Source organism: Streptomyces sp. NPDC002734 (genome assembly GCF_040295685.1).
Classification (GTDB): domain Bacteria; phylum Actinomycetota; class Actinomycetes; order Streptomycetales; family Streptomycetaceae; genus Streptomyces.
The window spans coordinates 52776-78367 of sequence record NZ_JBEOVU010000006.1; the positions used below are offsets into that span (position 1 = coordinate 52776).

The 25592-nt window shown below is 74.3% G+C and carries 19 protein-coding genes and 1 pseudogene; 15 read left to right on the forward strand and 5 right to left on the reverse strand.

What is annotated here, in order from left to right:
- The first annotated feature begins 91 nt into the window (after window positions 1-91).
- On the forward strand, window positions 92-1582 hold the full coding sequence (locus ABT026_RS07730; protein WP_351113187.1) for a DHA2 family efflux MFS transporter permease subunit: 1491 nt from the start codon (window positions 92-94) through the stop codon (window positions 1580-1582).
- A gap of 20 nt (window positions 1583-1602) precedes the next feature.
- On the forward strand, window positions 1603-3030 hold the full coding sequence (locus tag ABT026_RS07735) for an alpha/beta fold hydrolase (RefSeq protein ID WP_351113188.1): 1428 nt from the start codon (window positions 1603-1605) through the stop codon (window positions 3028-3030).
- A gap of 72 nt (window positions 3031-3102) precedes the next feature.
- On the opposite strand, the gene ABT026_RS07740 is transcribed toward ABT026_RS07735, so the two are convergent.
- Window positions 3103-4209, reverse strand: coding sequence for a winged helix DNA-binding domain-containing protein (locus ABT026_RS07740; protein ID WP_351113189.1), 1107 nt, complete (start codon window positions 4207-4209; stop codon window positions 3103-3105).
- Between the two features lie 298 nt (window positions 4210-4507).
- On the opposite strand from ABT026_RS07740, the gene ABT026_RS07745 reads away from it, so the two are divergent.
- The 11 genes and pseudogenes from ABT026_RS07745 to ABT026_RS07795 form a co-directional block, all read left to right on the forward strand.
- Window positions 4508-5608: a CaiB/BaiF CoA transferase family protein gene (locus ABT026_RS07745; RefSeq protein ID WP_351113191.1), complete on the forward strand. Its 1101-nt coding sequence runs from the start codon at window positions 4508-4510 to the stop codon at window positions 5606-5608.
- A gap of 51 nt (window positions 5609-5659) precedes the next feature.
- Window positions 5660-7432, forward strand: coding sequence for an MFS transporter (locus tag ABT026_RS07750; protein ID WP_351113192.1), 1773 nt, complete (start codon window positions 5660-5662; stop codon window positions 7430-7432).
- A gap of 190 nt (window positions 7433-7622) precedes the next feature.
- The gene (gene cimA / locus ABT026_RS07755) at window positions 7623-9308 is read left to right on the forward strand and encodes a citramalate synthase (RefSeq protein WP_351113193.1); all 1686 of its coding nucleotides are present in this window, start codon (window positions 7623-7625) and stop codon (window positions 9306-9308) included.
- 36 nt (window positions 9309-9344) lie between these two features.
- Complete coding sequence (locus ABT026_RS07760; protein ID WP_351113194.1) at window positions 9345-10391, forward strand: ketoacyl-ACP synthase III family protein; 1047 nt, start codon at window positions 9345-9347, stop codon at window positions 10389-10391.
- Between the two features lie 129 nt (window positions 10392-10520).
- A complete protein-coding gene (locus ABT026_RS07765; RefSeq protein WP_351113196.1) occupies window positions 10521-11507 on the forward strand; it encodes an aromatase/cyclase in 987 nt (328 codons plus the stop codon).
- Window positions 11494-12129 carry an antibiotic biosynthesis monooxygenase family protein gene (locus ABT026_RS07770; protein WP_351113197.1) on the forward strand — a complete coding sequence of 212 codons (636 nt, stop codon included), beginning with the start codon at window positions 11494-11496 and terminating at the stop codon, window positions 12127-12129. The genes ABT026_RS07765 and ABT026_RS07770 overlap by 14 nt, the downstream gene beginning before the upstream one ends.
- A 116-nt stretch (window positions 12130-12245) precedes the next feature.
- Window positions 12246-12437 (forward strand): acyl-CoA carboxylase subunit epsilon, encoded by a 192-nt coding sequence (locus tag ABT026_RS07775; protein ID WP_351113198.1) that lies wholly within the window; start codon window positions 12246-12248, stop codon window positions 12435-12437.
- Between the two features lie 146 nt (window positions 12438-12583).
- Window positions 12584-14341 carry a fatty acyl-AMP ligase gene (locus ABT026_RS07780; RefSeq protein WP_351113199.1) on the forward strand — a complete coding sequence of 586 codons (1758 nt, stop codon included), beginning with the start codon at window positions 12584-12586 and terminating at the stop codon, window positions 14339-14341.
- The gene (locus tag ABT026_RS07785; protein ID WP_351113200.1) at window positions 14338-16065 is read left to right on the forward strand and encodes an acyl-CoA dehydrogenase family protein; all 1728 of its coding nucleotides are present in this window, start codon (window positions 14338-14340) and stop codon (window positions 16063-16065) included. The genes ABT026_RS07780 and ABT026_RS07785 overlap by 4 nt, the downstream gene beginning before the upstream one ends.
- 37 nt (window positions 16066-16102) lie before the next feature.
- Complete coding sequence (locus ABT026_RS07790; protein WP_351113201.1) at window positions 16103-17359, forward strand: acyltransferase domain-containing protein; 1257 nt, start codon at window positions 16103-16105, stop codon at window positions 17357-17359.
- Between the two features lie 365 nt (window positions 17360-17724).
- Window positions 17725-18021 (forward strand): annotated as a pseudogene (locus ABT026_RS07795) (4'-phosphopantetheinyl transferase family protein); the annotation flags it as partial.
- A gap of 168 nt (window positions 18022-18189) precedes the next feature.
- Here ABT026_RS07795 and ABT026_RS07800 read toward each other — a convergent pair.
- From ABT026_RS07800 to ABT026_RS07815, 4 genes are all read right to left on the reverse strand, one after another.
- A complete protein-coding gene (locus tag ABT026_RS07800) occupies window positions 18190-18804 on the reverse strand; it encodes a response regulator transcription factor (RefSeq protein WP_351113202.1) in 615 nt (204 codons plus the stop codon).
- Between the two features lie 23 nt (window positions 18805-18827).
- Window positions 18828-20039: a sensor histidine kinase gene (locus ABT026_RS07805; RefSeq protein WP_351113203.1), complete on the reverse strand. Its 1212-nt coding sequence runs from the start codon at window positions 20037-20039 to the stop codon at window positions 18828-18830.
- A gap of 90 nt (window positions 20040-20129) precedes the next feature.
- Window positions 20130-22412, reverse strand: coding sequence for a TOMM precursor leader peptide-binding protein (locus ABT026_RS07810; RefSeq protein WP_351113205.1), 2283 nt, complete (start codon window positions 22410-22412; stop codon window positions 20130-20132).
- On the reverse strand, window positions 22409-22768 hold the full coding sequence (locus ABT026_RS07815; RefSeq protein ID WP_351113206.1) for a hypothetical protein: 360 nt from the start codon (window positions 22766-22768) through the stop codon (window positions 22409-22411). Before ABT026_RS07815 ends, ABT026_RS07810 begins: the two co-directional genes overlap by 4 nt.
- A gap of 248 nt (window positions 22769-23016) precedes the next feature.
- Here ABT026_RS07815 and ABT026_RS07820 point away from each other — a divergent pair, with 248 nt between their 5' ends.
- Window positions 23017-23811 (forward strand): AfsR/SARP family transcriptional regulator, encoded by a 795-nt coding sequence (locus tag ABT026_RS07820; RefSeq protein ID WP_351113207.1) that lies wholly within the window; start codon window positions 23017-23019, stop codon window positions 23809-23811.
- A gap of 143 nt (window positions 23812-23954) precedes the next feature.
- A complete protein-coding gene (locus tag ABT026_RS07825) occupies window positions 23955-25544 on the forward strand; it encodes an acyl-CoA carboxylase subunit beta (protein ID WP_351113208.1) in 1590 nt (529 codons plus the stop codon).
- The last annotated feature ends 48 nt before the right edge of the window (window positions 25545-25592 follow it).

The window sequence follows — 25592 nt, forward strand, 5'->3', positions numbered from 1 at the left end:
CCTTCAGCGGCGGTGGAGGGCTTCTGGACCGCCCGGGCCGCTCCAGCCGCCCACCACCACCGGTCCATCGGAGCGGCGGAGCGTGCCCGGCATGACTGTCACCGATACGACGGACCGGGCGGCCGCACGCCCCCGCGGGGGCGCACGCGGACCACGCCTGGGCCTGGTGCTCGCTGCCTGCTGCCTGGGGCAGTTCATGAACGTGCTGGACGCCTCGGTGGTGAACGTGGCGCTGCCCGTCATCTCCGACGAGCTGGGCTTCACCCGGCACAACCTCCAGTTCGTCAACAACGCCTACACGGTGGTGGTGTGCGGGTTCCTGCTGCTGGGCGGGCGGCTGGCGGACCTGTTCGGCCAGCGCCGCGTCTTCCTGTGCGGGGTCGGCCTGTTCACCCTCGCCAGCCTGGTCGGGGGAGCGGCCGACGCGCCGCTCACCCTGGTGCTCGCCCGCGCCTTCCAGGGGCTCGGGGCCGCCGTCATGGCACCCGCCACCCTGACCGTGCTCGGCACCACCTTCACCGAACCGGCGGCCCGGGCACGCGCGTTCGGCTGGTGGAGCGCCGTCTCCGGCGCCGCCGGCGCGATCGGCGTGCTGGTCGGCGGGGTGGTCGTGGAATGGTTCTCCTGGCGCTGGATCTTCCTGGTCAACGTGCCGATCGGGCTGCTGCTGCTCGCCGGGGTGTGGACGGCCGTCCCCGAGACGCGCCCGCGCCGCGCGGACTCCTCCGCACGCCTCGACCTGCCCGGCGCGGTGACCGTCACTCTCGGCCTGATGTCCGCCGTGTACGCGGTCTCCCAGTCGCACGCGTACGGCTGGGGCTCGGCCCGGGTACTCGTCCCGCTCACGGCGGGTGTGCTGCTGCTCGCCGCCTTCCTGCTGATCCAGGCCCGGTTCGCCCGTCACCCCCTGGTGCCGCTGGCGATCTTCCGCAACCGGTCGGTGGCGGCGGCCAACCTGGTCGCCTTCTTCGGGATCGCCGCCCTCTTCAGCACCTTCTACTTCTTCACGCTGGTCCTCCAGCAGGTCCTCGGCCACAGCCCGCTCAGCACCGGGCTCAGCTACCTGCCGCTGTCGCTCGGCATGGCCCTGGGCGGCTGGGGCATCGCGCCCCTCGTGCCGCGCGTCGGCCCGCGGCCGATCCTGCTGGGCGGCCTCGCCCTCGCCGCCGGCGGACTGCTGCTGCTCTCCCGGGTGGATGCCGGTTCGGCCTACCTCACCGACATCCTCGGCCCGAGCGCCCTGCTGGGCCTCGGCATGGGCGCCGTCCTCAACGCCACCACCAACGCGGCCACCGCCGGGCTCGCGCCGCACCAGACCGGTCTGGCCTCCGGGCTGCTGAACACCACCCGCCAGCTCGGCAGCGCCGTCGGACTGGTCACCCTGGCCGCCCTCGCCGCCTCCCGCACCGACACCCGGGCGGCGGCCGGCGCCCCGGCGCCCGAGGCGCTCGCCTCCGGCTACGGCCTGGCGCTCACCGGGGCCGCCCTGTTCGCGCTGGCCGGTCTGGCGGCCGCCCTGCTGGTGCCGGTCCGGAAGCAGTCCACCTCCTCTCGAGGCGACACCGAGAAGGTGGCGGCCTGACGAGATGGAGGTTTGCGGTGGTGAGCTGGTACCACACTCAGCGGCCCGACTGGTCGCCCGCACCCGGAACGGACCAGGTCGAGCACGCGACGATCGAGGTCCCCCGCGACTACGCCGCACCGGAGGGCGAGCGGATCACCCTCGCGCTCACCCGCCGCCGGGCCACCGACCCGGCCCGGCGACGCGGCATCCTGCTGGGGGTCAACGGCGGCCCCGGCGGTGACTGGGGACGCGGCAGGGAGCTGCCCGACGCCTACGCCGCCACCCCCCTCGCCGAGGTGTACGACCTGATCGGCTTCGACCCGCGCGGCATCGGCGCGTCGACCAACCTCCACGCCGAGGTCACCGTGCCCAAGGTGCCCTTCGACTCCCGGCCGCCGGACGAGGCCTTCGAGGCGATCGCCGAGGACATGCGGCTGCGCGAGGAGGCCTGCGCCCGCGCCGGCGGAGACCTGCGCCCGCACATCAGCACCCGCAACACGGCCCGCGACATGGACGTGATCCGCGCGGTGCTCGGCGAGGAGAAGATCAATTTCGTCGGCTACGCGTACGGCGCCTACGTCGGCGCCGTCTACGGAAGCCTCTTCCCCGCCTCGCTCGACCGGCTGGTGCTGGACTCCTGCGTCGGCCCCCAGTGGACCTGGCGCGAGCAGTTCCTCCAGCAGGGCGACGCCGTGCAGCGCAACGTCGACCTGTGGGCGGCCTGGGCGGGCGCGCGTGACGGCGCCCTCGGCCTCGGCGACTGCGCGGAGCGGGTCCTCGGCGGCGTCGAGGAGGCCGTCGCGGCCCTCGAGCGGCTCCCCGAGGACGGCGTGCGGCTGCGTACCCTCTTCGACGGCGCCGTCGGCAACCGGGCCGCCGACCGCGGGCAGTGGGCCACCCTCGCCACGCTGACCGACGAGGTCCGCCGGGCCGCCGGGGCGGGCGACGTCGGCGCGTGCCGCGAACTCCTCGCCGAGCAGGGCACCTGGCGGCCCGCCGACAGCGAGGGCGACCTGCGCATCGGCGTGCTGGAGGCGATCACCCTCGAGCACGCCTGGCCGTCCGACCTCGAGGTCTACTTCCAGGACATGCGGGAGTTCCGCAAGCGCTTCCCGTACGGGTACGGCGTGCTGCGCGCGTCCCCCTGGGTGGGCGCCTTCCGCGCCTTCGAGGCCCCCGAGGAGCCGACCGTCATCGCCCGCGACGGCTACCCCGTCGGGCTGATCGTGCAGGCCGACGGCGACCCGATGGACCACTACGACGGCGGCGTCGCCATGGCCGAACTCCTGGGCCACCACCTGCTGACCGTCGAGGACTCCGGGGAGCACGAGGTCTACGTGATCGGCGGAAACCCGCACGTGGACGAGATCGTCCACGCCTACCTGGTGGACGGCGTCCTGCCGCCCCCGCGTTCCTCCTGCCCGGGCCGCACCCCGCGCCCGGACGTCCCCGCCGACGCCGGCTGACCGCGTGACGAGGGGGAGGGACCGGTGGACCGGTCCCTCCCCCTTCCCGTGCGCCGCGCGGGCGGGAAGGGCTCAGGCGAAGCGGACCTCGTGCGAGGCGGCGGGCCCCGCGGCGAACGCCAGCAGCCGGCCGCCCTCCTCCACCAGCGCCTCGCGGTCGGCCTCCCGCAGCGGGCCGAACGGCTCCAGCATCAGGGTGGCGGCGCCGCGCGTCTGCTCCAGGCGCCACATGCCGGCCACGAAGCCGTCCACCAGGAACGTCGGCCGGATCAGCCCGTTGCGGGTGAACACTCGGGCCCGCTGCTCCTCGGTGAGGATCCGTGAGCGGTCGGCGTGCGAGAGCAGGATGTTGTCGAAGTCCGGCAGGAAGCGCACCGGGGCCGGGGTGTCCGCGCCGGGGCGGGGCGCCTGGGGCAGGTCGAACAGCTCGCGGCCGCCCTCGTCGCGGAAGACCGCCAGCCGCGGCCGCAGCCGCTTCACCGCCTCCGCGAGCCGGGTCATGCCGGACCACACCTGCATGTCCTTCACCGAGGCCGGGCCGAACGCGGCCAGGTAGCGCTCGATCATCGTGTCCGGGGCGTCCTGCCCGGCAAGGGGCCGGCCCAGCCACGCCTCGGCGGTGGTGTGCGCGGCCTGGCCGCTCTCGCCCCACAGCCCGCGCGGCGGCACCTGAACCAGCGGCACCAGGTTGCGCACGGCGTTGGCCAGGGCGAACGGGTCGCGCTCCGGCCACCGTTCGGCGAGCCGCTCGCCCAAGCCGCCGAGGGTCAGCGGTTCCCGCTCGACCAGCTCGCGCCCCAGCGCCGCCACCTTCTCCAGGTCCAGCCCCTCGAGCTTGCGCCCGAAGGCGCCCTTGAGCCCCTGCCGCAGCGCGCCCGCCAGGACCGGCCGCAGCGCGACGCAGTCGTCGGCCGTCACCAGGTGGATCGTGCCGCGCATCAGCACCAGGCGCACCACCTCACGGCCGCGGACGAGCGAGGCCAGGTCCTCCACGGCGAAGCCGGCCAGCCGGGTCCACAGGCCGACGTAGGGCGGGTTCGGCGCCTGGGCCTGCATGCCCACCAGGTGCGCGACCGCCCCCGCGGCCGGCAGCGTCGCCCGCTCCAGCAGCAACTGCCGCGCCAGCAGCGCCCGGTTGAGGGCACGCCGGTCCAGCACCTTCATATCTGCCGTCGTCACGACAAGTTGTTCCTTCCTCGGGCCCACTCATCTCGACGAGAGTGTGCGGGAAGACGATGCGTCCCTCGGCGAGCCACGGACCGAACCGCGGGCTCCACTCCTCGATCCGGTCGGGGGTGTGCAGCGTGGCGAAGCCGCGCGGCGTCAGGTCCTTGGTTGGTCCTCGCGGGAACCGGACGGACCGACGGTTCCCGCGACACGGTGCCTGCGGCGGCTCGGGCGCAGGTGGAGCCGGGACGCGGCGGCGGCTCCAGAGGGCCCCGAGGAGGGCTCAGGCGGCCGGCCGCAGCCTTGCCGGATGGGTAGCGCAACGACGCAGGACGCGACCTGCGCGAGGGGCCCGCTGAGCGGGCTGCGGGTGGTAGAACTGTCGGCCATCGGGCCGGTCCCGTTCGCCTGCATGGTCCTCGCCGACCTGGGCGCCGAGGTGGTCCGCATCGAACGGGCCGACGGCGTGCGGTCGTTCGAACGGTGGCACCGGGAACTCGACCGGGGCCGGCAGCGGCGCGTCGCGCTCGACCTCAAGGACGCGGACGACGTGGCGCGGCTGCTGCGCCTGGTGGACGACGCCGACGTGTTCGTCGAGGGCTTCCGCCCCGGCGTCGCGGAGCGGCTCGGCATCGGCCCCGAGGTGTGCCTCGGGCGCAACCCGGCACTGGTCTACGCCCGCATGACGGGCTGGGGCCAGGACGGGCCGCTGGCCCGCACCCCCGGACACGACATCAACTACCTGGCGCTGACCGGGGCGTTGCACGCGATCGGGGAGGAGGGCGGCCCGCCCGTCGTCCCGCTCAACCTGCTGGGCGACTTCGGCGGCGGCTCGATGTTCCTGGTCGCCGGCGTGCTCGCCGCCCTGTACGGCAGGGCGGCCACCGGCGCCGGGCAGGTCGTCGACGCGGCGATCGTGGACGGGGTCGGCGCGATGCTCGGCATGCTCACCGCGATGCGGTCCGCCGGGCAGTGGCGCGACGAGCGGGGCGCGAACCTGCTGGACGGCGGCGCCCCCTTCTACACCTGCTACCCCTGCGCGGACGGCGGCCACGTCGCCGTCGGCGCCCTGGAGGAGCGCTTCTACGCGGCGCTCCTGGACGGCCTCGGCCTCGAAGCACGGGCCCTGCCCGACCGCGACGACCCCGCCAACTGGCCCGCCCTGCGCGAAGAGTTCGCCCGCCGGTTCGCCTGCCACGACCGCGACCACTGGGCGCGGCTGTTCGAGCCGACCGAGGCGTGCGTGACCCCGGTGCTGACCGCGGCCGAGGCCGCCTCACACCCCCACCACCGGGCCCGCGACAGCGGCCCGGCCGCCCCGGCGCCGCGCTTCAGCGGCGCTCGAGCGGAACTCCACCGGCAACCGGCATCCTGCACCTCCGGTGCTGTGAGGCCGTCCGGCCGTCCGTGACGTTTCTCCGAGGGCCCCACCCGGTCCCCCCAATGATCTGACAGGTACACCATGGCCATTTCCTCCGAGCAGGCCCCGCCCACGGAGAAGGAGGTACCAGCGGGCGAGAGCACCGCGCCCGTCCCCGACGGCGCGGCGACGCCCGACCCGAAGCGGTGGACGGCCCTCCTGGTGCTGCTCGTCGCGGCATTCATGGACATGCTCGACGGCACCATCGCCAACGTGGCCGCCCCGTCCATCCAGCAGGGCATCGGCGGCGGCTACTCCGTCATCCAGTGGGTGCTGGTCGGCTACCAGCTCAGCTTCGCCCTGATGCTGATCCTCGGCGGACGCCTCGGCGACATCCACGGCCGCCGGAAGATGTTCCTGTTCGGCGTGGCGGGCTTCACCCTCGCCTCGCTGGGCGCCGGCCTTGCCCAGGAGCCGTGGCAGCTGGTCGTCTCCCGCATGGTCCAGGGCGCCTTCGCGGGCGTCATGGTGCCGCAGATCCTCGCCATCCTGCACGTCACCTTCTCGGGCAAGGAGCGGGCCGGCGCGTTCGCCATGTACGGAGGCGTGGCCGGTCTGGCCGCCGCCGTCGGCATGGCCGCGGGCGGACCGCTCGCCGACTGGGACCTCTTCGGCCTCGGCTGGCGGCTGATCTTCCTGATCAACATCCCGGTCGGCGTCCTCGGCATGATCTACGCCCCGCGCGTGCTGCGCGAGTCGCGTGCCCCGCACGCCCTCAAGCTCGACGTCCGCGGCGTCGTCCTGGCCACCGTCGGCCTCCTGCTGCTGCTCTTCCCCCTGCTGCAGGGCCGTGAGCTGGGCTGGCCGCTGTGGGGCTTCGTGTCGATGGCGGCCTCGGTGCCGGTCCTCGCCGCGTTCGTCATGTGGCAGCGGCGCCGCACGGTGCTGGACGGCTCGCCGCTGATGGAGCTCGCGCTGTTCCGCATCCGCAGCTTCTCCTCCGGCCTCGGCGTCAACCTCGCCTTCTACGTCGGCATCGGCATGTTCAACATCGGCTGGACCGTCTACATGCAGGTCGGCCTCGGCTGGTCCCCGATGCGGGCCGGCATGACCAGCCTGTCCTTCTGCATCGGCGCGTTCCTGACCTCCTCGGCGGCCATGGTCGTCCTGGTGCCCAAGTTCGGCCGCAAGGTGCTTCAGGCCGGCGCGGTCGTCACGGTGACCGGCGCGCTGTACTTCCTGTGGGCGTCGAGCCACTACGGCAGCTCCATCAGCTCCTGGGCCCTGGTGGCGCCGATGCTGCTGGTGGGCCTCGGCTTCGGCCTGATCGCCGCCCCGCTGCCGCAGATCGTCATCTCCGAGGTGCCGCAGAAGGACGCCGGCTCCGCCTCCGGCATCGTGCACACCAACGCCCAGCTCGGCTTCGCGGTCGGCGGCGCGCTGGTCGGCGTGGTCTTCTTCGCGGGCCTCGGCGGCAACACCGGCTCCACGATCGACGACCAGGCCGCGAACCTGCGACGCGACCTGGTCGCCACCGCCCACCTCACCCCCGGCGAGGCCGACACCACCGTGGCCGCCCACCGCGCGTGCGCGGTCGACCGGGTCGAGGAGAAGGACCCGTCGGTGGCGCCCGCGAGCTGCGCCGCGGCCCCGCTGCGGGACGAGCGGTCGGCCCCGGTGGTCGCCGAGTACGCCAAGGACGCGCAGGGCGAGTCCTTCGCCCTCAGCCTGGGGACCACCCTGTGGGTGTTCGCCGGCGTGGTCGCCCTCGCCTTCGCGCTGATGTTCGCGATCCCGCGGCAGATGCGCCTGGAGGCGCCCGAGGAGGAGGAGAACGAGGGGGGCAAGGAGCCGGAGACCGCCACGGCCTCCTGAGCCACGCCGCACGCCTCGCACCACCTCCCGCGCGGCGGGACCGGACGGGACACGCGTCCCCCGGTCCCGCCGCGTCGTCCTGCGCCCGGTCCATCCACGCTCCAGCGGTCCTCCGGCCCGTCGCCGGACGGTGGGGGACAGCATCCGAGAGCGGCCGGAGAAGCCGGCACGCGAGAACTAGGGAGGGGCGATGGCCGAGCGGGGCTTCCAGCTCTACGACACGACCCTGCGCGACGGCGCCCAGCAGGAAGGCATGGCGCTGACGGTCGAGGACAAGCTCGCCGTCGCCCGCCTGCTCGACGGACTCGGCATCGGGTTCATCGAGGGAGGCTGGCCCGGCGCGGTCCCCAGGGACACCGAGTTCTTCCGCCGGGCCCGCACCGAACTGCGCCTCGAACACGCCGAACTGGCCGCCTTCGGAGCCACCCGCAGGCCCGGCGTCCGGGCCGCCGACGACCCGCAGGTGCAGGCGCTGCTGGACTCCGGGGCGCCCGTGGTGACCCTGGTCGCCAAGAGCCACACCGGACACGTCCTGAACGCGCTGCGCACCACCCTGGCGGAGAACCTCGCCATGGTCGACGACACCGTGCGTCACCTGGTGCGCGCCGGCCGCCGCGTCTTCGTCGACGCCGAGCACTACTTCGACGGGCACCAGCTGGACCGCGACTACGCCCTCAGCGTGGTGCGCACCGCCGCGGAGGCGGGCGCGGAGACCGTCGTGCTGTGCGACACCAACGGCGGCTCGCTGCCCGACGAGGTGGCCGCCGTGGTCACCGACACGCTGGCGGCCACCGGCGCCCGGATCGGCATCCACTGCCACGACGACACCGGCTGCGCCGTCGCCAACACCATGGCGGCCGTCGACGCCGGCGCCGACCACGCCCAGGGCACCGCCCACGGCTACGGTGAACGCTGCGGCAACGCCGACCTGTTCACCGTAGTCGCCAACCTGGTGCTCAAGCGGGGACGGGAGATCGTGCCGCTGGAGCGGCTGGCCGCGCTCGCCGAGACCGGCCGCGCGGTGGCCGAGCTGACCCAGCTGCCCGGCGCGGTCGCCGCCCCCTACATCGGCGCCTCCGCCTTCACCCACAAGGCGGGGCTGCACGCCTCCGCGCTGCGCGTGGACCCCGACCTCTACCAGCACACCCGCCCGGCCCTGGTCGGCAACGCCATGCGCACCCTGGTCTCCGACATGGGCGGACGCTCCTCCATCGAGCTCAAGGCCCGCGAACTCGGCTACGACGTGGCCGCGGGCTCCCAGGAGGTGGCCCGCGCCGCGCGGCGCGTGAAGGAACTCGAGAACGTCGGCTACAGCTTCGAGTCGGCCGACGCCTCCTTCGAACTCCTGTTGCGCGAGGAGCTGTCGGGCTCCCCGCGGCCGCGCCCGTTCGCGGTGGAGTCGTGGTCGGTGGGCGTCCTGGGCGTCGGCGACGACGAGGTCCGCACCGAGGCCAGCGTGTCCCTGACGGTCGACGGCCGGTCCGTGACCGCCACCGGCCAGGGCAACGGCCCGGTCAACGCCCTGGACACCGCGCTGCACGCCGCGCTCGACCCGTGCTTCCCCGCCCTCGCCCGGCTGCGGCTCGTCGACTACCGGGTGCGGGTCCTGGGCGGTGAGAGGGGCAGCGGCGCGGCCGCCCGCGTCCTCATCTCCTACGAGGACGGCGGCCGCCGCTGGAACACCGTCGGCGTGGACGCCAACACGACCGCGGCGAGCTGGCACGCCCTGCTCGACGCCGTCCACTACGTCCTGCTCGACACCGCACCCGCCCAGGCGGCCCTGACGGCCGGGCGCCGCACCGCCGTCGCGTCCGCCGCGCCCGGCACGGCCGGCGCCCCCGTCGCGGCGGACGGGTCCGAGCCGCTCCGCCCCTGACCGACGAGCCCCCCGACAAGCAGAGCTGGAGAGACAGTGCGTCCCGAAGACGTCTACATACGGGGGACCTCCACCCGGCTCCCCTCCCGCCTCACGCTCGCCGACGCCGTCGCCTCCGGCGCGTGCCCGCCGGGGACGGCCGCCGCCACCGGCATGGAGTCGGTGGCGTACTCGCCCGGGGAGTCGGCCGCCGAGATGGCCGCCGCCGCGGCCCGCACCGCGCTCGGCCGGGCCGACAGCGGCGGCGACGACGTGGACCTGCTGCTGCACGCCGACACCTACCACCAGGGCCAGGACCTGTGGCCGGTCGCCTCGTACATCCAGCGCGAGGCGCTGCGCAACAGCTGCCCGGCCGTCGAGATCCGCCAGATGTCCAACGGCGGACTGGCCGCCCTGGACCTTGCCACCGCCTACCTCACGGCCGGCCACGGCCGCGGTGACGCCCTGCTGACCACCGCCGACCGCTTCTGCGCGCCCGGCATCGACCGCTGGACCACCGACCCGGGCACCCCCTACGCCGACGGCGCCACCGCGCTGGTGCTCTCCCGGCGCGGCGGCTACGCCCGCCTGGTCTCCCTCGCGCTGCACGCCGACCCCGAACTGGAGCCGCTGCACCGCGGCGACGACCCGTTCACCACGGCGCCCTTCGGCCACCGCATGCCCGTCGACTTCGAGGCGGCCAAGAAGGCCTTCGTCGGCCGCACCGGCCTGTCCTACGCCATCACCCGCGCCCACAACGGCCAGCAGACCGTCATCAAGCAGGCCCTCGCGGACGCGGGCTCCGACCTGGCCGAGGCCGACTGGGTGGTGCTGCCGCACTTCGGCCGCCGCCGGCTGACCGCCATCTACTACAAGCCGTTCGGCATCGACCCCGCCCGCACCACCTGGGACTTCAGCCGCACCGTCGGCCACCTCGGGGCGGGCGACCAGTTCGCCGGCCTGGACCACCTCGTCTCCACCGGCCGCGCGGCGCCCGGCGACCGGGTGGTCCTGGTGAGCGTCGGCGCCGGCTACAGCTGGGGCTGCGCCGTCGTCGACGTCCTCGAGCGGCCCTCCTGGGCCGGGGAGGGTCCCGCCGCCTGACCTGCCGACCGACCTCCGCGACCGCCCCGGCCCCACCGGCGGTCCACCGCGGCTCCAGTTCCGCTCCAGCCGTTCATGCCAGCCTCGAGTTCCGCCCTTCCGGCGGACCGTTTTGAAGGGAGTTTCGCCGTGGCACCGACCGCTGCGTCCGAGACCGAAGCTCTGCACGTCACCGAGCACTCCATCACCGTGGCCGCGCCGGCCGACACCGTCTACGCGCTGGTGGCCGACGTCGCCGGGTGGCCGCAGGTCTTCGGGCCCACGGTGCACGTCGAGGTGCTGGAGGAGGCCCCCGCCGAGGGCGGCGAGCAGCTCCTGCGCATCTGGGCGGTGGCCGGCGACCGGGTCCGCACCTGGACCTCGCGCCGCGAACTGGACCCGGCCGCCCGCACCATCACCTTCCGCCAGGTCGTCACCGCCGCGCCCGTCGCCTCCATGGGCGGCGAGTGGCGCCTGCGGGAACTGGAGGACGGCACCACCCACGTCACGCTGCTGCACGACTACCGCGCCGTGGACGGCGACCCGGCCGCCGAGGAACTCATCGAGCGCGCCGTGGACGGCAACAGCCGCGCCGAACTCCTCGCCCTGAAGAACACCGCCGAACTCGGCGACGCACGCGAGGAACTGCACTTCACCTTCAGCGACTCCGAGACCGTCTTCGGCGCGGCCGGCGACGTCTTCGCCTTCCTGGACCGCGCCGACCTGTGGCCCGAGCGCCTCCCGCACGTGGCCCGCCTCGACCTCACCGAGGACGGCACCGGCATCCAGCACATGGACATGGACACCGCGAGCCCGGACGGATCCACCCACAACACCACGTCGGTGCGCGTGGTCTTCGAGGACCGCAACGTGATCGTCTACAAGCAGCTCAAGGTGCCGGTCGCGATGAGCGGCCACACCGGGCGCTGGGTGATCGAGACCCTCGGCGACGGCAACGTGCGGGCCACCTCCTGGCACACCGTCACCCTCGACCCGGAGGGCGTGCGCACCGCGCTCGGCCCCGAGGCCACCCTCGCCGAGGCCCGCGCGCTGGTACGCAAGGCGCTGGGCACCAACAGCTCGACCACCCTGAAGCACGCCAAGCGGTTCGCGGAGGAAGCGCGTGCCCGGGCGTAGGCAGGAGACCCCGCTCACCGTGATCAACCGGTTCACGGTCCGGGGCGACACCGGACGCTTCGAGCGGGCGTTCCGCGAGCACTCCCAGTACCTGCGGGGCCGGCCCGACTTCGCCTTCCTGGTCACCGTCCGGCTCGTCGAGCGTCCCGACGTGTACGTGCACCTGGGGCACTGGCGGACCACCCGCGGCTTCCTGGACACCGTGCACGAGGACGACTTCCACGGCTACGTCAGGAAGCTCGGTCCCATGGTCGACGCCGAGGCGGACCAGGCCGTCAGCGAGGGCCGGGTGCTGCGCGGGGAGGCCCTGGTGGGTGCGGAGAACGTCGTCCTGACCCGGGCCAGGACCTTCGGCGGCAGCGACTCCTCCGCCTTCCGGCGCCTGTTCGCCGAGACCACGGAGTACTTCGCCGGGCTCGACGGCTTCGGCGGCAGCGACCTGCTGCGCTCCACGCTGCACCCGGGCACCTGGACGGGCGTGCACTGGTGGCGCGACACCGGGGACTGCGAGCGGGCGCTGGCCGGCCGCGGCCACGTCTCGCTGCTCGCCCGGATGCGCAACACCGCCGACGTCGAGGTGGAACGCACCCGGCACGTCGCCTACGAACGCGTCATGTCCTGAGGAGCGCACCTCGCCGGAGCCGAGGACCCGACCGTGCCGGACACGGCCCGGGGGCCTCGGCTCCGGCGCGTCCGGGACGCGAGCCCGCTTCGAGCGGCCGGGCGCAGGCTGTCGGCATGGCGAATCCGATGCGTATCGAGGTGGTCCGGGGCCGGCCCGACGCGGCCGAGCTGGCGGCGGTCACGGCCGTGCTGCTCGCCCTGTCGCGCCGCGCCGGCGAACCCGGCGCGCCGGCCCGGCCGGCGTACGCCGGCTGGACCGTGCGGAGCGACGGCCACCGGCCGGTGCCCGCGGGGAGCACGCCGTGACCGGGAGCCCGCGGCGAGGCCGCACATCCACGCGCGGCGGAGCCCTCCTCGACGAGAGCGCCGAGGGACAGGCACTCCGCCCGCCGACAGCAGAGCCGGCCGCCGCCCGTCCCGGAGGACGGGCGCACGGCGGGGAAGGGGGAGACGTGACCGTTCACCGGACGTTGACGGAGCACATCCGCGCCCAGGCGGTCAGGACGCCGGACCGGGAGGCGCTGATCCTCCTCACCGAGCATCGCGGCGGCCTGCGGCCCAGGACGATCACCTACGCCGCCCTCGACCGCTCGGTGCGCGGCCTGGCCGCCGTACTGGCCCGGCACGTCCGCCCGGGCGAGAGGGTGCTGGTCGCCCACCGCTCGCGCGAGCTGTTCGTCACCGCGTTCCTCGCCTGCCTCCACGCGGGCGCGATCGCCGTCCCCGTGGCCCCGCCCGACGGGCGCGGCCACCACGACCAGCGGGTCGCCGGGATCGTCCGGGAGACGGCCGCGGTCTGCGTGCTCACCTCCACCGACGAGGCCGGCGAGGTGTCGCGGCTGCTCGCCCGCACCGATCACGGCGACGTCGTCTGCCTGCCCACCGACGGTCCGGCCGCGGACGCCCCGACCACCGACGGCCCCGGCTCCGACGAGCCGTCCGCGCCGGACGCCGACGCGGTCGCCTACCTCCAGTACACCTCCGGCTCGACCCGCGACCCGCGCGGCGTGGTCGTCACCCACCGCAGCCTGCTCGCCAACCAGCGGGCCATCCGGCAGGCGCTGGGCACCCGCGAGGGCGTCCGGGTCGGCGGCTGGCTGCCGCTGTACCACGACATGGGCCTGGTGGGGCAGCTGCTGCACCCGCTGTGGCTCGGCGGCACCGCCGTCCTGCTGACCCCGGCCGCCTTCGTCCGGCGCCCCGCCAACTGGCTGGAGACCATCTCCCGTCACCGGATCGCCGTGAGCGCCGCCCCGGACTTCGCGTACGAGATGTGCGTGCGCCGCGTCAACGACTCCCAGCTCGCCGGCCTCGACCTGTCCTGCTGGCGGACCGCCGTCGACGGCGGCGAACCCGTCGACACCACCACCCTGGCCGCGTTCGCCGAGCGGTTCGCCCCGGCCGGGCTCGACCCGCGGGCACTGACGCCCTGCTACGGCCTGGCCGAGGCCACCCTGATGGTCTCCGGCTCCCGCGAGGACGGCGCCGCCGCACCGCTCCCCGTCGACGCCGCGGCCCTGGAGAGCGGCCGGCTCGAAGAGCCCGCCGGCCAGGTGCGCCTCCTCGCGCACTGCGGGCCGCCCGCCTCCGCCGACGTGCGGATCGTCGACCCCGACAGCCACGCCGAGGTCCCCGACGGCCACGTCGGCGAGATCTGGGTCAGAGGCGCCGGCGTCGGCCCCGGCTACTGGGGCCGCCCCGCCGAGACGACCGCCGCGTTCGGCTGCCGGATCGCCGGACAGGGCGGCGGGTACCTGCGCACCGGAGACCTCGGCGCCTTCCACGACGGCCTGCTGTACGTCACCGGCCGCCTCAAGGACATGATCGTGGTCGCCGGGCGCAACCTCTACCCGCAGGACCTGGAACGCACCGTCCAGCAGGTCAGCGGGGTGTTCGGCGCGGCCACCGCCTTCGCCGTGCCCGGCGCCCGCGAGAGGATCGTCGTCATCCAGGAGCTGCGCGCCGGCAGCCGCTACGACGTCGACCTGGCCGCTCTGGCGGCCGCCGTGCAGCAGCGCATCACCGAGGAGTACGACGTGCGGGCCGCCGCCGTCCTGCTGGTGCGGCCGGGCACGGTCCGCCGGACCACGAGCGGCAAGGTGGAGCGGGCCGCGATGCGCCGCCTGTTCCTGCGCGGCGAACTCGCCCCGCTGCACCAGTGCGTGGAGCCCGAGGTCGAGCGGCTGCTGGTGGCCGGGGGCGGGCGGTGACCGGCGCACCCGAACGCGCGGCGGCCCTGGAGTTGGCGTTCGGCGACCTCGACGACCCGGACAACCCGCTGGGCGCCGCGGCCCTGCTGGCCGCCGACGCGGCCGGCGAGATGCTGCCCGAGGCCGAGCGGGTGCTCGACGACTTCGGGCTCAACGCCGAGTTCGTCCCCGCCGACGTCGGCGGCCGGCTCGAGCGGATGGACCACCTGGGCAGACTGCTGCGCCCGGTGTTCCGCCGCGACGCCTCCCTGGGCTTCGGCTACGGCCTCAACTGCTTCTTCGCCGCCGCCCCGGTGTGGACCGCCGGCGACGAGGAGCAGCGCCGGCACGCCGCCCGGCTCCTGCTGACCGGCCGGCGCATCGCCGTCGCCCGGCACGAGGTCGCCCACGGCAACGACTTCGTCCGCGACGAGTTCACCGCCCGGACCGTCCCCGGCGGCCTGGTGCTGGACGGCAGCAAGTCGGCGATCGCCAACGCCTCCCGCGCCACCGGCCTGGTCGTCTTCGCCCGCACGGGCACGGCCGCCCGCGGCCGCAGCCACAGCGTCCTGCTGCTCGACCGCGACGAGCTGCCCGCCGACCGGGTCACCGACCTGGCCCGCCGCACCACCACCGGCATGCGCAGCGCCGAGTTCGGCGGACTGGCGATCACCGACTGCCCGGTGCCCGCCGACGCGGTGCTCGGGGAGATCGGCGACGGCTACGAACTGTCGCTGCGTTCCTCCCTGCTGATCCGCGGCCTCATCCCGTCGATCGTCCTCGCGGGCGCCGACACCGCGCTGCGCACCGTGGTCCGCTTCGCCGTCCGCCCCCGCGCCGACGGCCGCTCCTCCCTGGACGTGCGGCACGTGCGGGACGTCCTCACCGGCGGCTTCCTCGACCTGCTGGTCATCGACTGCCTCGCCCTGGTCGCCACCCGGGCGCTGCACCTGCTGCCCGGGCAGATGAGCGCGTACGCGGCGGCCGCCGCCTACCTGGCCCCCAAGCTGGTCGCGGAGAGCATGGACGAGATGTCCTCCGTGCTGGGCGAGGAGACCTTCGCGCAGGACGGCGCGTACGGGATGTTCCAGAAGCAGCGCCGCGACCTGCCGGTCACCTCCCTCGGGCACGCCGGCAGCGCCGGCCGGCAGGTCAGCATCCTGCCGCAGCTGCCCTACTTCGCCCGGCACGCCTGGTTCGCCGACCCCGAACCGCCGCCCTCCCTGTTCCGGCACGACGAGGCGATCCCCCCACTCGACCTCTCGCAGCTGGTGCTCCTCGGCGACGGCGACCCGCTCGCCGCGACGCTGGTCGCCTGTACCGACCTCCTGGAGGCGGCCCGGCCGCCGTGCGACGACGGCGGCCCCGTCCTGCGGTTCCTGGTGCGGGTCCTCACGGGCGAACTCGCCGAGCTGAAGAAGGCGTTCGAGGACGTCGCCGAGGGGGACCGCGAGGCGCTGTCCAGCCCCCGCAGCTTCGGACTCGCGGACCGCTACACCCTCGTCCTCGCCGCGGCGGCCTGCCTCGGGGTGTGGCGGGAGGAGCGCAGGGCCCCCACCGGCCCCGCGAGCGCCTTCCTCGCCACGCCCGCCTGGATCACCGCGGCGCTCTACCGCCTCGTCGAACGCCTCGGGCTGCCGCTGCCCGACCGTCCGGAAGGGCAGGAACGGCTGGTGCTCGACGAGGTCGTCGCGCGGCTGCACAACCGCCGCAGCTACGACCTCTACGCCTCCCGGCTCGCCTGACCCCCGTCCCCCCGCCGAGTACGTCAGGGAGCACCCCATGAAGGACCAACCACACGGAGAACAGGACGACTTCGCCGTCGCGCACCGGGAATGGCTGAGCGAACGCGTCGCCCACTACATCGGACACCCCGTCGACGACAGCGTGCCGCTGGTCGAGGAGGGCTTCGACTCGGTGGCGGCGCTCAGCCTGTACGGCGACATCGAGGAGGAGTTCGGAGAGCTCATCGAACCCGACGACGTCCAGGCGTACCCCACCGTGCGCCGGCTCGCCGAGCTGCTCGCCATGCGCGGCGCGGGCCGGGACGGCCGCCGGGTGCGGACCGCGTTCGTCTTCACCGGGCAGGGGTCCCAGCACCCCGGCATGACCACCGGCCTCTACCGCCACTCCACCGGCTACCGGACCTTCCTGGACGAGGCGGACGCCGCCGTCCGCCCCTGGACGGGACGGTCCGTGGTCGAGCTGATCCTCTCCGGCGACCAGGCCGTCCACCGCACCGCGCTGACCCAGCCCGCCCTGTTCGCCGTCGGCTACGCCCTGGCGCGCACCCTGGAGGAGGCCGGGGTGCGCCCGGTCGCCGTCCTGGGCCACGGCATCGGCGAGTTCGCGGCCGCCGCCGTCGCCGGCGCGCTGACCCTCCCGGACGCCGCCCGCCTGGCCTGCGCGCGCGGCGCCCTCATGCAGGAACTGCCGCCCGGCGGCGGCATGATGGCCGTCTGCGTCACCCCGCACGAGGCGGCCGAACTCGTCGCCGAGGAGCCCGCCGCCGGCATCGGCGCCGTCAACGCGGCCAAGTCCGTGGTGCTGTCCGGCGACCGGGCCGCCCTGGCCCGCATCGAGGGCCGGCTGGCGGAGCGCTCCGTCCGCTGCCGTCACCTGGCCGTCTCGCACGCCTTCCACTCGCCGCTGATGGCCCCGGTGGTCGCCCCGTTCGAGGCCGAACTGCGCCGGATCCGCGCGGCGGCCGCCCGGATGCCGTTCTACTCGACGGTCCACGGACGGCTGACCACCGAGCCGCTCTACACCTCCTACTGGAGCGAGCAGATCACCGCGCCCGTCCGCTTCGCCGACGCGGCCCGCGGCATGCTCGCCCAGCAGACGCCGACCCACGTCGTCGAGATCGGCCCGCGCGCGGTGCTCACCCCCTACCTGCGGCGGATGGGCGGAGGCCCGCGCGGACCCGTCTGCCTGCCGGTGTGCCAGGGACCGGAGAGCGACGCCGTCGACCTGGCAGGGGTGATCTCCGCCCTCGACGCCGGTCCGCTGGCCGCGGCCCTGCCGGGAGGCACCCGGTGAGGGGGCGGACCGGACGCCCGCTGGAGGCCGCGGACCCGGACGGCCCCTGGGACGAGGCGCGCGCCGAACTGCTGCGCACCGGCACCGTCGTGCTGTACGCCCGGATGGGCCCGTGGCTGCCCGACGACGGCTCGGAGGCCGACCTGCGGCGCCGGCTGGGACGCGACTGGCGGCGCTACGAGAGCATGGGCCGGGCCCGCTCGCGGGAGCGGTTCGCGGCCTCGCGGCTCATGCTGCGCTGCTCGGCGGCCGCGGTCCTCGGCACCGCGCCCGAACTGGTCGACCTCGCCTACCAGCCGGGCGGCCGCCCCTACGTGCGCGGCTGCGACCAGATCGACGTCAGCCTCAGCCACACCGAGGACGTCATGGTCGTCGGCATCACCCGCCGGGGCCGGATCGGGGTGGACGTCGAGCGCGCCGACCGGCGTCTGGCCCACACCGGCTCCGAACGGCAGGCGTGCACCCCCTACGAGAAGGCACGGCTGGACGCGGGCGGCGAAGAGACGCGCAACGCCACCATGGTGCGGCTGTGGACCTTGAAGGAGGCCTACAGCAAGGCGCTCGGTCAGGGACTGCGCTTCCGGTTCACCGAGTTCGGCTTCGCCCTGGACGACGCCGCGCCGCGCCTGGTGCGGCCCGACGGCACGCCGGTGCCCGGCGGCGAGTGGCAGTTCGGCACCTACCCGGCGGGCGCCGGATTCGTGCTGAGCGTCGCCGTCTGGGACGCCGGGTTCGGCGACCTGGCGGACCTGTCGGTGGGCACCATGCTGGACGACGGCATGCTCGACGCGCTGCTCGGCGCCGGCGGCCCGGCGCGCGGCCCGGCCCGGTCAGGGCAGCCAGCCGGCCTCCTCGGCGATGCGGATGGCGTCGATGCGGTTGCGGGCCCCCAGCTTGCCGACGATGGCCGTCAGGTAGTTGCGGACGGTGCCCTTCGACAGGTACAGGCAGCCGGCGATCTCGGCGGCGTCGGCGCCCCGGGCGGCGAGGCGTAGGACCTCCAGCTCGCGCGGCGACAGCGGGTTCTCCGGCGAGTCCCACGCGGTCAGCGCGAGCTGCGGGTCCACCACCCGGCGGCCGGACGCCACCGACCGCACGGCCAGCGCCAGCTGGTCGGGCGGCGAGTCCTTGAGCAGGAAGCCGGAGACCTGCGCCGACAGGGCACGGCGGAGCGTGCCCGGGCGCCCGAGCGTGGTAAGGATCAGCGTGCGGCAGCTCGGCAGCCGCTCGTGCAGCTCGGCGGCCGCGGTCAGTCCGTCGATGCCCGGCAGGTCGACGTCTATCACCGCCACGTCCGGCCTGCAGGCCAGCGCGGCCTCGACGATGGTGTCCCCACGGTCGACGGTGGACACCACGTGCAGGTCCGGCTCCAGCTGGAGCAGCGCGACGAGCGCGCCCCGGACCATGTGAACATCCTCGGCCAGGAGGATTCTCACCGACAACATCCTTACCCCCGGTCAGCTGGACGTCATGCCACAGCGGTTCTTTCCATACGGGCCGGCTCGAACATCAGCGGCTCCGTCTCCTCGATGCTCTGGGGCCGCAGCGGCGCCCACACCTCCAGCTGGAATCCGCCGTCGTCCTGGAGGCCCGCGGAGAGTCCGCCGCCGATGGCGGCCAGCCGGCACCGCAGATTGTCCAGTCCGCTGCCGCCCGAGTGGTCGGAGAAGATCCGGCCGTGCTCGTGCGGCTGGTCGTTGGTCAGACGCAGGTGGACCGTTTCGTCGTCAGTCTCCGCCTCGATGGAACACACCCGCACCCGGCTGTGCCGGAGGATGTTGGTCACGCCCTCGCGCAGCGCGGTCGCCAGGACGGTGTCGACGACCGGGTGCAGCCGACCGCACTCCACGTCCACCCGCGCCCGCACGTCGGCGGCGGCCAGCACCGTCCCGGCGGACTCGGCCTCCTCGGCGAGCGACATGTCGCGGTAGCCGCTGGAGACCAGCCGCACGTCGGCCAGCGCCTGCCGCGCCACCTGCAGCACGGAGGTGATCTCCTTGCGCGCCGTCTCGGGCCGCGTCGTGATGAGCCGCTGGATGAGCTCCCCCTTCAGCGTGATGGCCGAGAGGCTGTAGCCCAGCAGGTCGTGCAGGTCGCGGGCGAACCGCAGCCGCTCCTGCGCGACGGCCATGCGGGCCAGCTCCTCGCGCGTGTCGTGCACCTCGCGGACCAGGTCCGTCAGGCGGGTCAGGCCGTAGATGACCAGACCGGTCAGCGTGCCGGCAAGGGTGTAGTAGACCACCAGGTCCACCGGCGCCCCCGCCAGCAGGTTGTACACCGGGATGAACGCGATCAGCGCCCCGTAGCTCGGCCAGGCGTAGCGGGCCGGCAGCGTCAACAGCAGCGAGGCCGCCAGCGGCCCTTCCATGCTGCCCCAGCTGACGCCGAACCAGGCCAGCGGCGCGAAGGTGAGCACCGCCTGGAGGGCGAGCATCAGCGCCTTGCGGGCCGGGGGCCACTGCCGGGCCCCCGGCGAGGACACCGCCAACTGCACGCCGAACAGCGCGAGCACCAGCCCGACGCAGACGATCAGTTCGCCCACCGGGGGGCTGGTGCGCAGGACGTTCAGCACCGTCATGGTGCCGTAGAGGACCAGCGCCACCACGATGATCGCCTGCGCGAGCCGTGGAGCCGGTGCCTGCGTCCGGGGTGAGACCCGAAGGACGTTCCTCGTCGGCATCGCCGCCTCCTAGCGAGGGATCCGTGATGGCGGACGCATGGTAAGCCGTGACGCCGGACACAGGCCAACGGTTCGCGGTCACCGGAGAACTCAGACAAACAGGGGGATCGGGTTGATTTCCTCGTATGGCGTGGGACATGACAGCCTGCCCAGCTCGACCGGGATGTCGAACAGGCGGCCAGGGGCGAAACGCGCCCAGAAGTGACGCATCCCCGGGATGACGACCTTTACCACGGGAAGTCCCACGTCGGGACGGGTCTGGTCGAGCACCAGCATCTCCATGCCCCGGTCGCGGACGAGCTTCTCGGCGAACTCGACGTCCTCGCGCAGGTCCTCACGGTGCGAGAAGGCGTAGGACGCGGGGGTGCGCGGGGCTTCGACCGGATCTTGGCGAAGGTATGGCTGATTCTCAACCGTCGCCCCGTGCCACCAGCGGGTCAGGTCCACGTCGTCGGACACGAGATCGGCCGATTCCGCTTGTGAAGGCAGCAATTGGGCGGCCTCGGTGACCGCCCGGCGCAGCGCGAGCCGCGGATCGAAGTGGGCGCCGAAGCCGAAGGAGATGCCCTGGACCGGTCCCGAGGAGCGGCGGGTCACCGCCGCCATGACCGGTATGCCGAGGTCGGCGGTGAGGTCGAGCACCCACAGCTCGCGGCCGAGCCGCTCGTAGGCGAGGCGGGTGCGGGCGAGCCACGGCTCGTCGAAGGCGTCGAGGTCCACGGCCGGCTGACGGGTGCGGTTGTACCACCACAGGGCCACCGCGTCGCGTTCCACGAGCTCCAGGAACCCCTGGACGACGGCGTCCTCCGGGCTGCTGCCCGCCGCGTTGCCGTTGGAGTCCGCCCACGGCGCCGCGGCGACGCCGCCGGGCGGCGGGCCGAAGTAGAGCATCGAGGTGGGCAGCAGCCGGTGGGTGTTCGCGGTCAGCGACCACACCGGCGTCCAGTCGACCGGCGCGTGCGGGTCGAACGGCGGGGGGACCTGCTGGAACTGCGCGTGCACCGGGTTCCAGAGGTGCCGCTCCTCGAACTGGCGGTCGGCGTACAGCTGGCAGGAGTTGGGGTGCAGGGCCGCCTCGCCGAGCCCGGCGAGGGAGTCGCGCACCACGGGCTCGTCGCCCTGCCGCGCTCCGCAGTAACGTTCCAGCGCCTCGCACAGCGCGCCGACCTCGGCCTCCTCGGGCGTGGTCCCCTTGCCGCCACTGCGTCCGCGCAGTCCGCCCCGCAGACCGGCCAGCGAACGGCTGTCGCCCAGGGCCAGGTTGCGGCCGGCCAGGTAGCGGTTCAGGCCCTCCGGCGAACCGGGGGCGGGTCTCAGCTCCGAGACGATCCCGGTGACCGGGTCGGCCAGGTGCCGGTAGCGCGCCAGCACCGCCGCCGCGCTCAGCGAGCGGTGGTTGCCGCCCACCACGCCCGCCTTGGGGCTGGAGGCCGGCACGAAGGGCCGCCGCACCTGCCGGGCGACCAGCCGCGGGTCCCCGCAGACGGGGCACTGCGGACGGCGCGACACCGGGTGCCGCTCGGTGGCCAGGGTGCGGGTGTCCAGGGTGCACACCGCGCGCTGCCCCTCGTACCGCATCCCCGCCACCCACTTCGCCGCCTCCAGCACCGCGGTGTGCAGGCCCAGCGCCCGCACGGTGGCGAAGGAGACCTCAGGGACCGGAACCGTCCCGTCCAGCCCCAGGGCGTGCAGCACCGGCGCGGACGAGGTGCGGTGCTGGCGCAGCCGGTGCGCCAGACACGCCCAGCATGCGGCCCCGTCCTCGCCGAACACCGGGCCCACCCAGGTCTCCGCGCCGGACGGCTTGGCCGGCAGCCAGACCCGGCCGGCCGCCCGGTGCCAGGCGTCCACCTCGGCGAGACGGGGGTCCAGGTAGTCGTCGCACAGGACGAGGGTGAGGGCGGCCTCCTCGCCGGGCTCACCGGCGCCGACCACCCGCAGTCCGGCCGCCCGGCACTCGGCCTCCGCGGCGGCGGGGTCCCGGCGGCCGCCCAGGTCCACGACCCGCACCGCGTTGAGGCGGAACGAGGCCGACGCGCTCCGGGGGTTCAGTCCCGCGAACTCCCAGTACGCCTCGGCCGCCGCGTCCGAGGCGGGGTCGTGGTAGCCGACCAGGTCGGCCCGCGCCAGTTCGGCGATGACGCGCGCCGCGGTGGCCGGCGGCACCGTGGCCGCCGCCTCCCGCAGCACGTCCGACAGGGTGCGGGTGCCGTCCAGCAGCGCCGCGAGTTCCTGGACCTCACGGCCCTGCAGCGCCGTCGTCCCCCGCTCCGAGAGGAGGTAGACGGCGTCGCCGTCGATGGCCTCCACCCGCAGATGTCTTTTGAACCCCACCGGCAGCTCCGTGCCGGTTCCCCCGTCGGCGATGGTCATGCAAGCGCCGCCCCGGCCTCACCGGGAAGCGGCGCCATGATGGTGGCGCAGCCGTAGCAGCCGCCGGCCGCGCCGGAGCCCGGCCGGTCCAGGTGGTCGATGACCAGGGTCCGGCCGATGCCGCCGTCGGCGAGGGAGGCGCCGAACGCCTCCGCGAAGTCGTCCCCGTACACCGGCTCCGACGCGGCGAACCCGAACTCGGCGAGGACCGCGACCGGGTCGCTCGTGTAACGCTGCGCCAGCTCGGGCTCGAGGCCGGCGCGGGCGGTCAGCAGGGCGAAGCGGTGATCGCCGGTCAGCGGGAGCGTGCCGGCCCCGGAGACGGCCGGCGCGGAGAGGTGCGTGACGGTGTTCATGGTGATCCCCCTGTGTTGGGTTCGGACTCACGAAGCTGCGTTCACTTCCCGATGGCCAGGATTCTGGTGGGCGCCGTGCCGGACGGCACAGTGCCGACGTCACTTGCGGGGCATGACATTTTCACGCCCGCCCACGTGACGCGCTCACTGGGACTCGAACGCCGCAGGTGCGAGGCTCGCCGCAGACTCCGCAGCCCGCGCAGGGCCCACCCAGGGACTTGCCGTACGCACCGAAGGAGGGCGTGAACATGGAGATCCAGGTCCTGGGACCACTGGCGGCCCGTGAGAACGGGGTGTCCGTCGTCCCCACCGCGGCCAAGCCCCGGCAGATCCTGTCGCTGCTCGCCCTGCAGGCCGACCGGGTGGTGACGGTGGCGACCCTCATGGAGGAGATATGGGGGGAGGACATCCCGCGCAGCGCGGCCACCACCCTGCAGACGTACATCCTCCAGCTGCGCCGCAAGATCGCCGCCGCGCTCGACGGCGACCCGACCCGCCGGCCCAAGGACGTCCTGGTCACCCAGCACGGGGGATACCTCCTGCAGGTCCAGCCCGGCCAGGTCGACGCCCACGAGTTCGCCCGCGTCGCCGCCGCCGGACGCGCCGCCCACGAGGCGGGCGACCACCGCACCGCCTCCGAACTGCTCGGCAGGGCGCTGAGGATGTGGCAGGGCTCCGCCCTCGTCGACGTCCGCGTCGGCACCGTCCTCGAGCTGGAGGTGCTGCGCCTGGAGGAGGACCGGATGGCCGCGCTGGAGCGGCGGATCGACGCCGACCTGCGGATGGGCCGGCACGCCGAGATCGTGCCCGAACTGCGTGTGCTGGTCGCCCGGCACCCCATGCACGAGAACTTCTGCGCCCAGCTGATGACCGCGCTGCACCGGGCCGGCGGGGCCTGGCGCGCCCTGGAGGCCTACCAGCGGCTGCGCGGCACCCTCGTCGACGAGCTCGGCCTCGAGCCCTCGGCCCGACTGAAGCGGCTGCACCAGGCGGTTCTCTCCGCCGACCCGGCCCTCGACCTCCCGGTGTCCGCCAAGCGCTGACCCCGCGGGGGCCGGGCGCCCGGCGCCCCGCCCACCCGGGGCGCGAGGGACGCCGGGGGCGCACGGGGCGCCGGCGGGACGCGGGGGAGACGTTCGGAGGGCTCCTCCAGCACGTCTCAAGGCCGCGTTCCTACGTTCGGCCGATGACGATCCTCGAAGAAATCACCCTCGGCCGTGCCGCCCCCGACCTGCGCCGCGCCACCGCGGAACTGCGGCGCCTCAAGGAGGAGGTGAGCCGCGGCCCCGATCCGGCGGCCACCGAGCGGCAGCACGCCAAGAACAAGCTCACCGCCCACGAGAGGCTCGAACTCCTCTTCGACGAGGGCACGTTCACCGAGATCGAGCCGCTGCGCCGGCACCGCGCCCACGGCTTCGGCCTGGAGGAGCGCAAGCCGCACGGCGACGGCGTCGTGATCGGCTGGGGCCTGGTCCACGGCCGCACCGTCTTCGCCTACGCGCACGACTTCCGGGTCTTCGCCGGGGCCCTCGGCGAGGCGCACGCCGCCAAGGTGCACAAGGTGATGGACCTCGCCGCCGACGCCGGAGCGCCGCTGGTCAGCCTCAACGACGGCGCGGGCGCGCGCATCCAGGAGGGCGTCACCGCCCTCGCCGGCTACGGCGGCATCTTCCGCCGCAACGTCGCCTCCTCCGGCGTCGTCCCGCAGATCAGCGTGATGCTCGGCCCCTGCGCCGGAGGCGCCGCCTACTCGCCCGCCCTCACCGACTACGTGTTCATGGTCCGCGAGACGGCGCAGATGTTCATCACCGGCCCCGACGTCGTCCAGGCCGTCACCGGCGAGCGCATCACCCACAACGGGCTCGGCGGCGCCGACGTGCACGCCGGCACCTCCGGCGTGTGCCACTTCGCCTACGACAACGAGGCCGACTGCCTGGAGGACGTGCGGTTCCTGCTCGCGCTGCTGCCCTCCAACAACCGCGAACTGCCGCCCGCCGTGCCCTGCGAGGACCCCGCGGACCGGCGCACCGACGCCCTCACCGACCTGGTGCCGGCCGACCCGGGCCGCAGCTACGACATCCGCGCGGTCATCGAGGAGATCGTCGACGACGGCGAGACCTTCGAGGTGCACGAGGCCTGGGCGCCCAACGTGGTGTGCGCGCTCGCCCGGCTCGACGGCCACCCGGTCGGCATCGTCGCCAACCAGCCCTCGGCGCTGGCCGGCGTGCTGGACATCCACGCCAGCGAGAAGGCCGCCCGGTTCGTGTCGACCTGCGACTCCTTCAACATCCCGCTGGTCACCCTCGTCGACGTGCCCGGCTTCCTGCCCGGCGTCGACCAGGAACACAACGGCATCATCCGGCACGGCGCCAAGCTGCTGTACGCCTACTGCAACGCGACCGTGCCGCGGATCTCCCTCGTCCTGCGCAAGGCGTACGGCGGCGCGTACATCGTCATGGACTCGCGTTCCATCGGCGCCGACCTGTCCTTCGCCTGGCCCACCAACGAGATCGCGGTGATGGGCGCCGAGGGCGCGGCCAACGTCATCTTCCGGCGCGAGATCGCCGCGGCCGACGACCCGGAGGCGGTGCGCGCCCGCCGCGTCGAGGAGTACCGCACCGAGCTGATGCACCCCTACTTCGCCGCCGAGCGCGGCCTGGTGGACGACGTCATCGACCCCGGCGAGACCCGTGCCGTGCTGATCCGCTCACTGGCCATGCTGCGCGCCAAGCGGGCCGAGACGCCCTCGCGCAAGCACGGGAACGTCCCCACCTGAGCGGGCCGCGGACCCATCCACGCGAACACGAGTCCGGTTCTAGGGGCC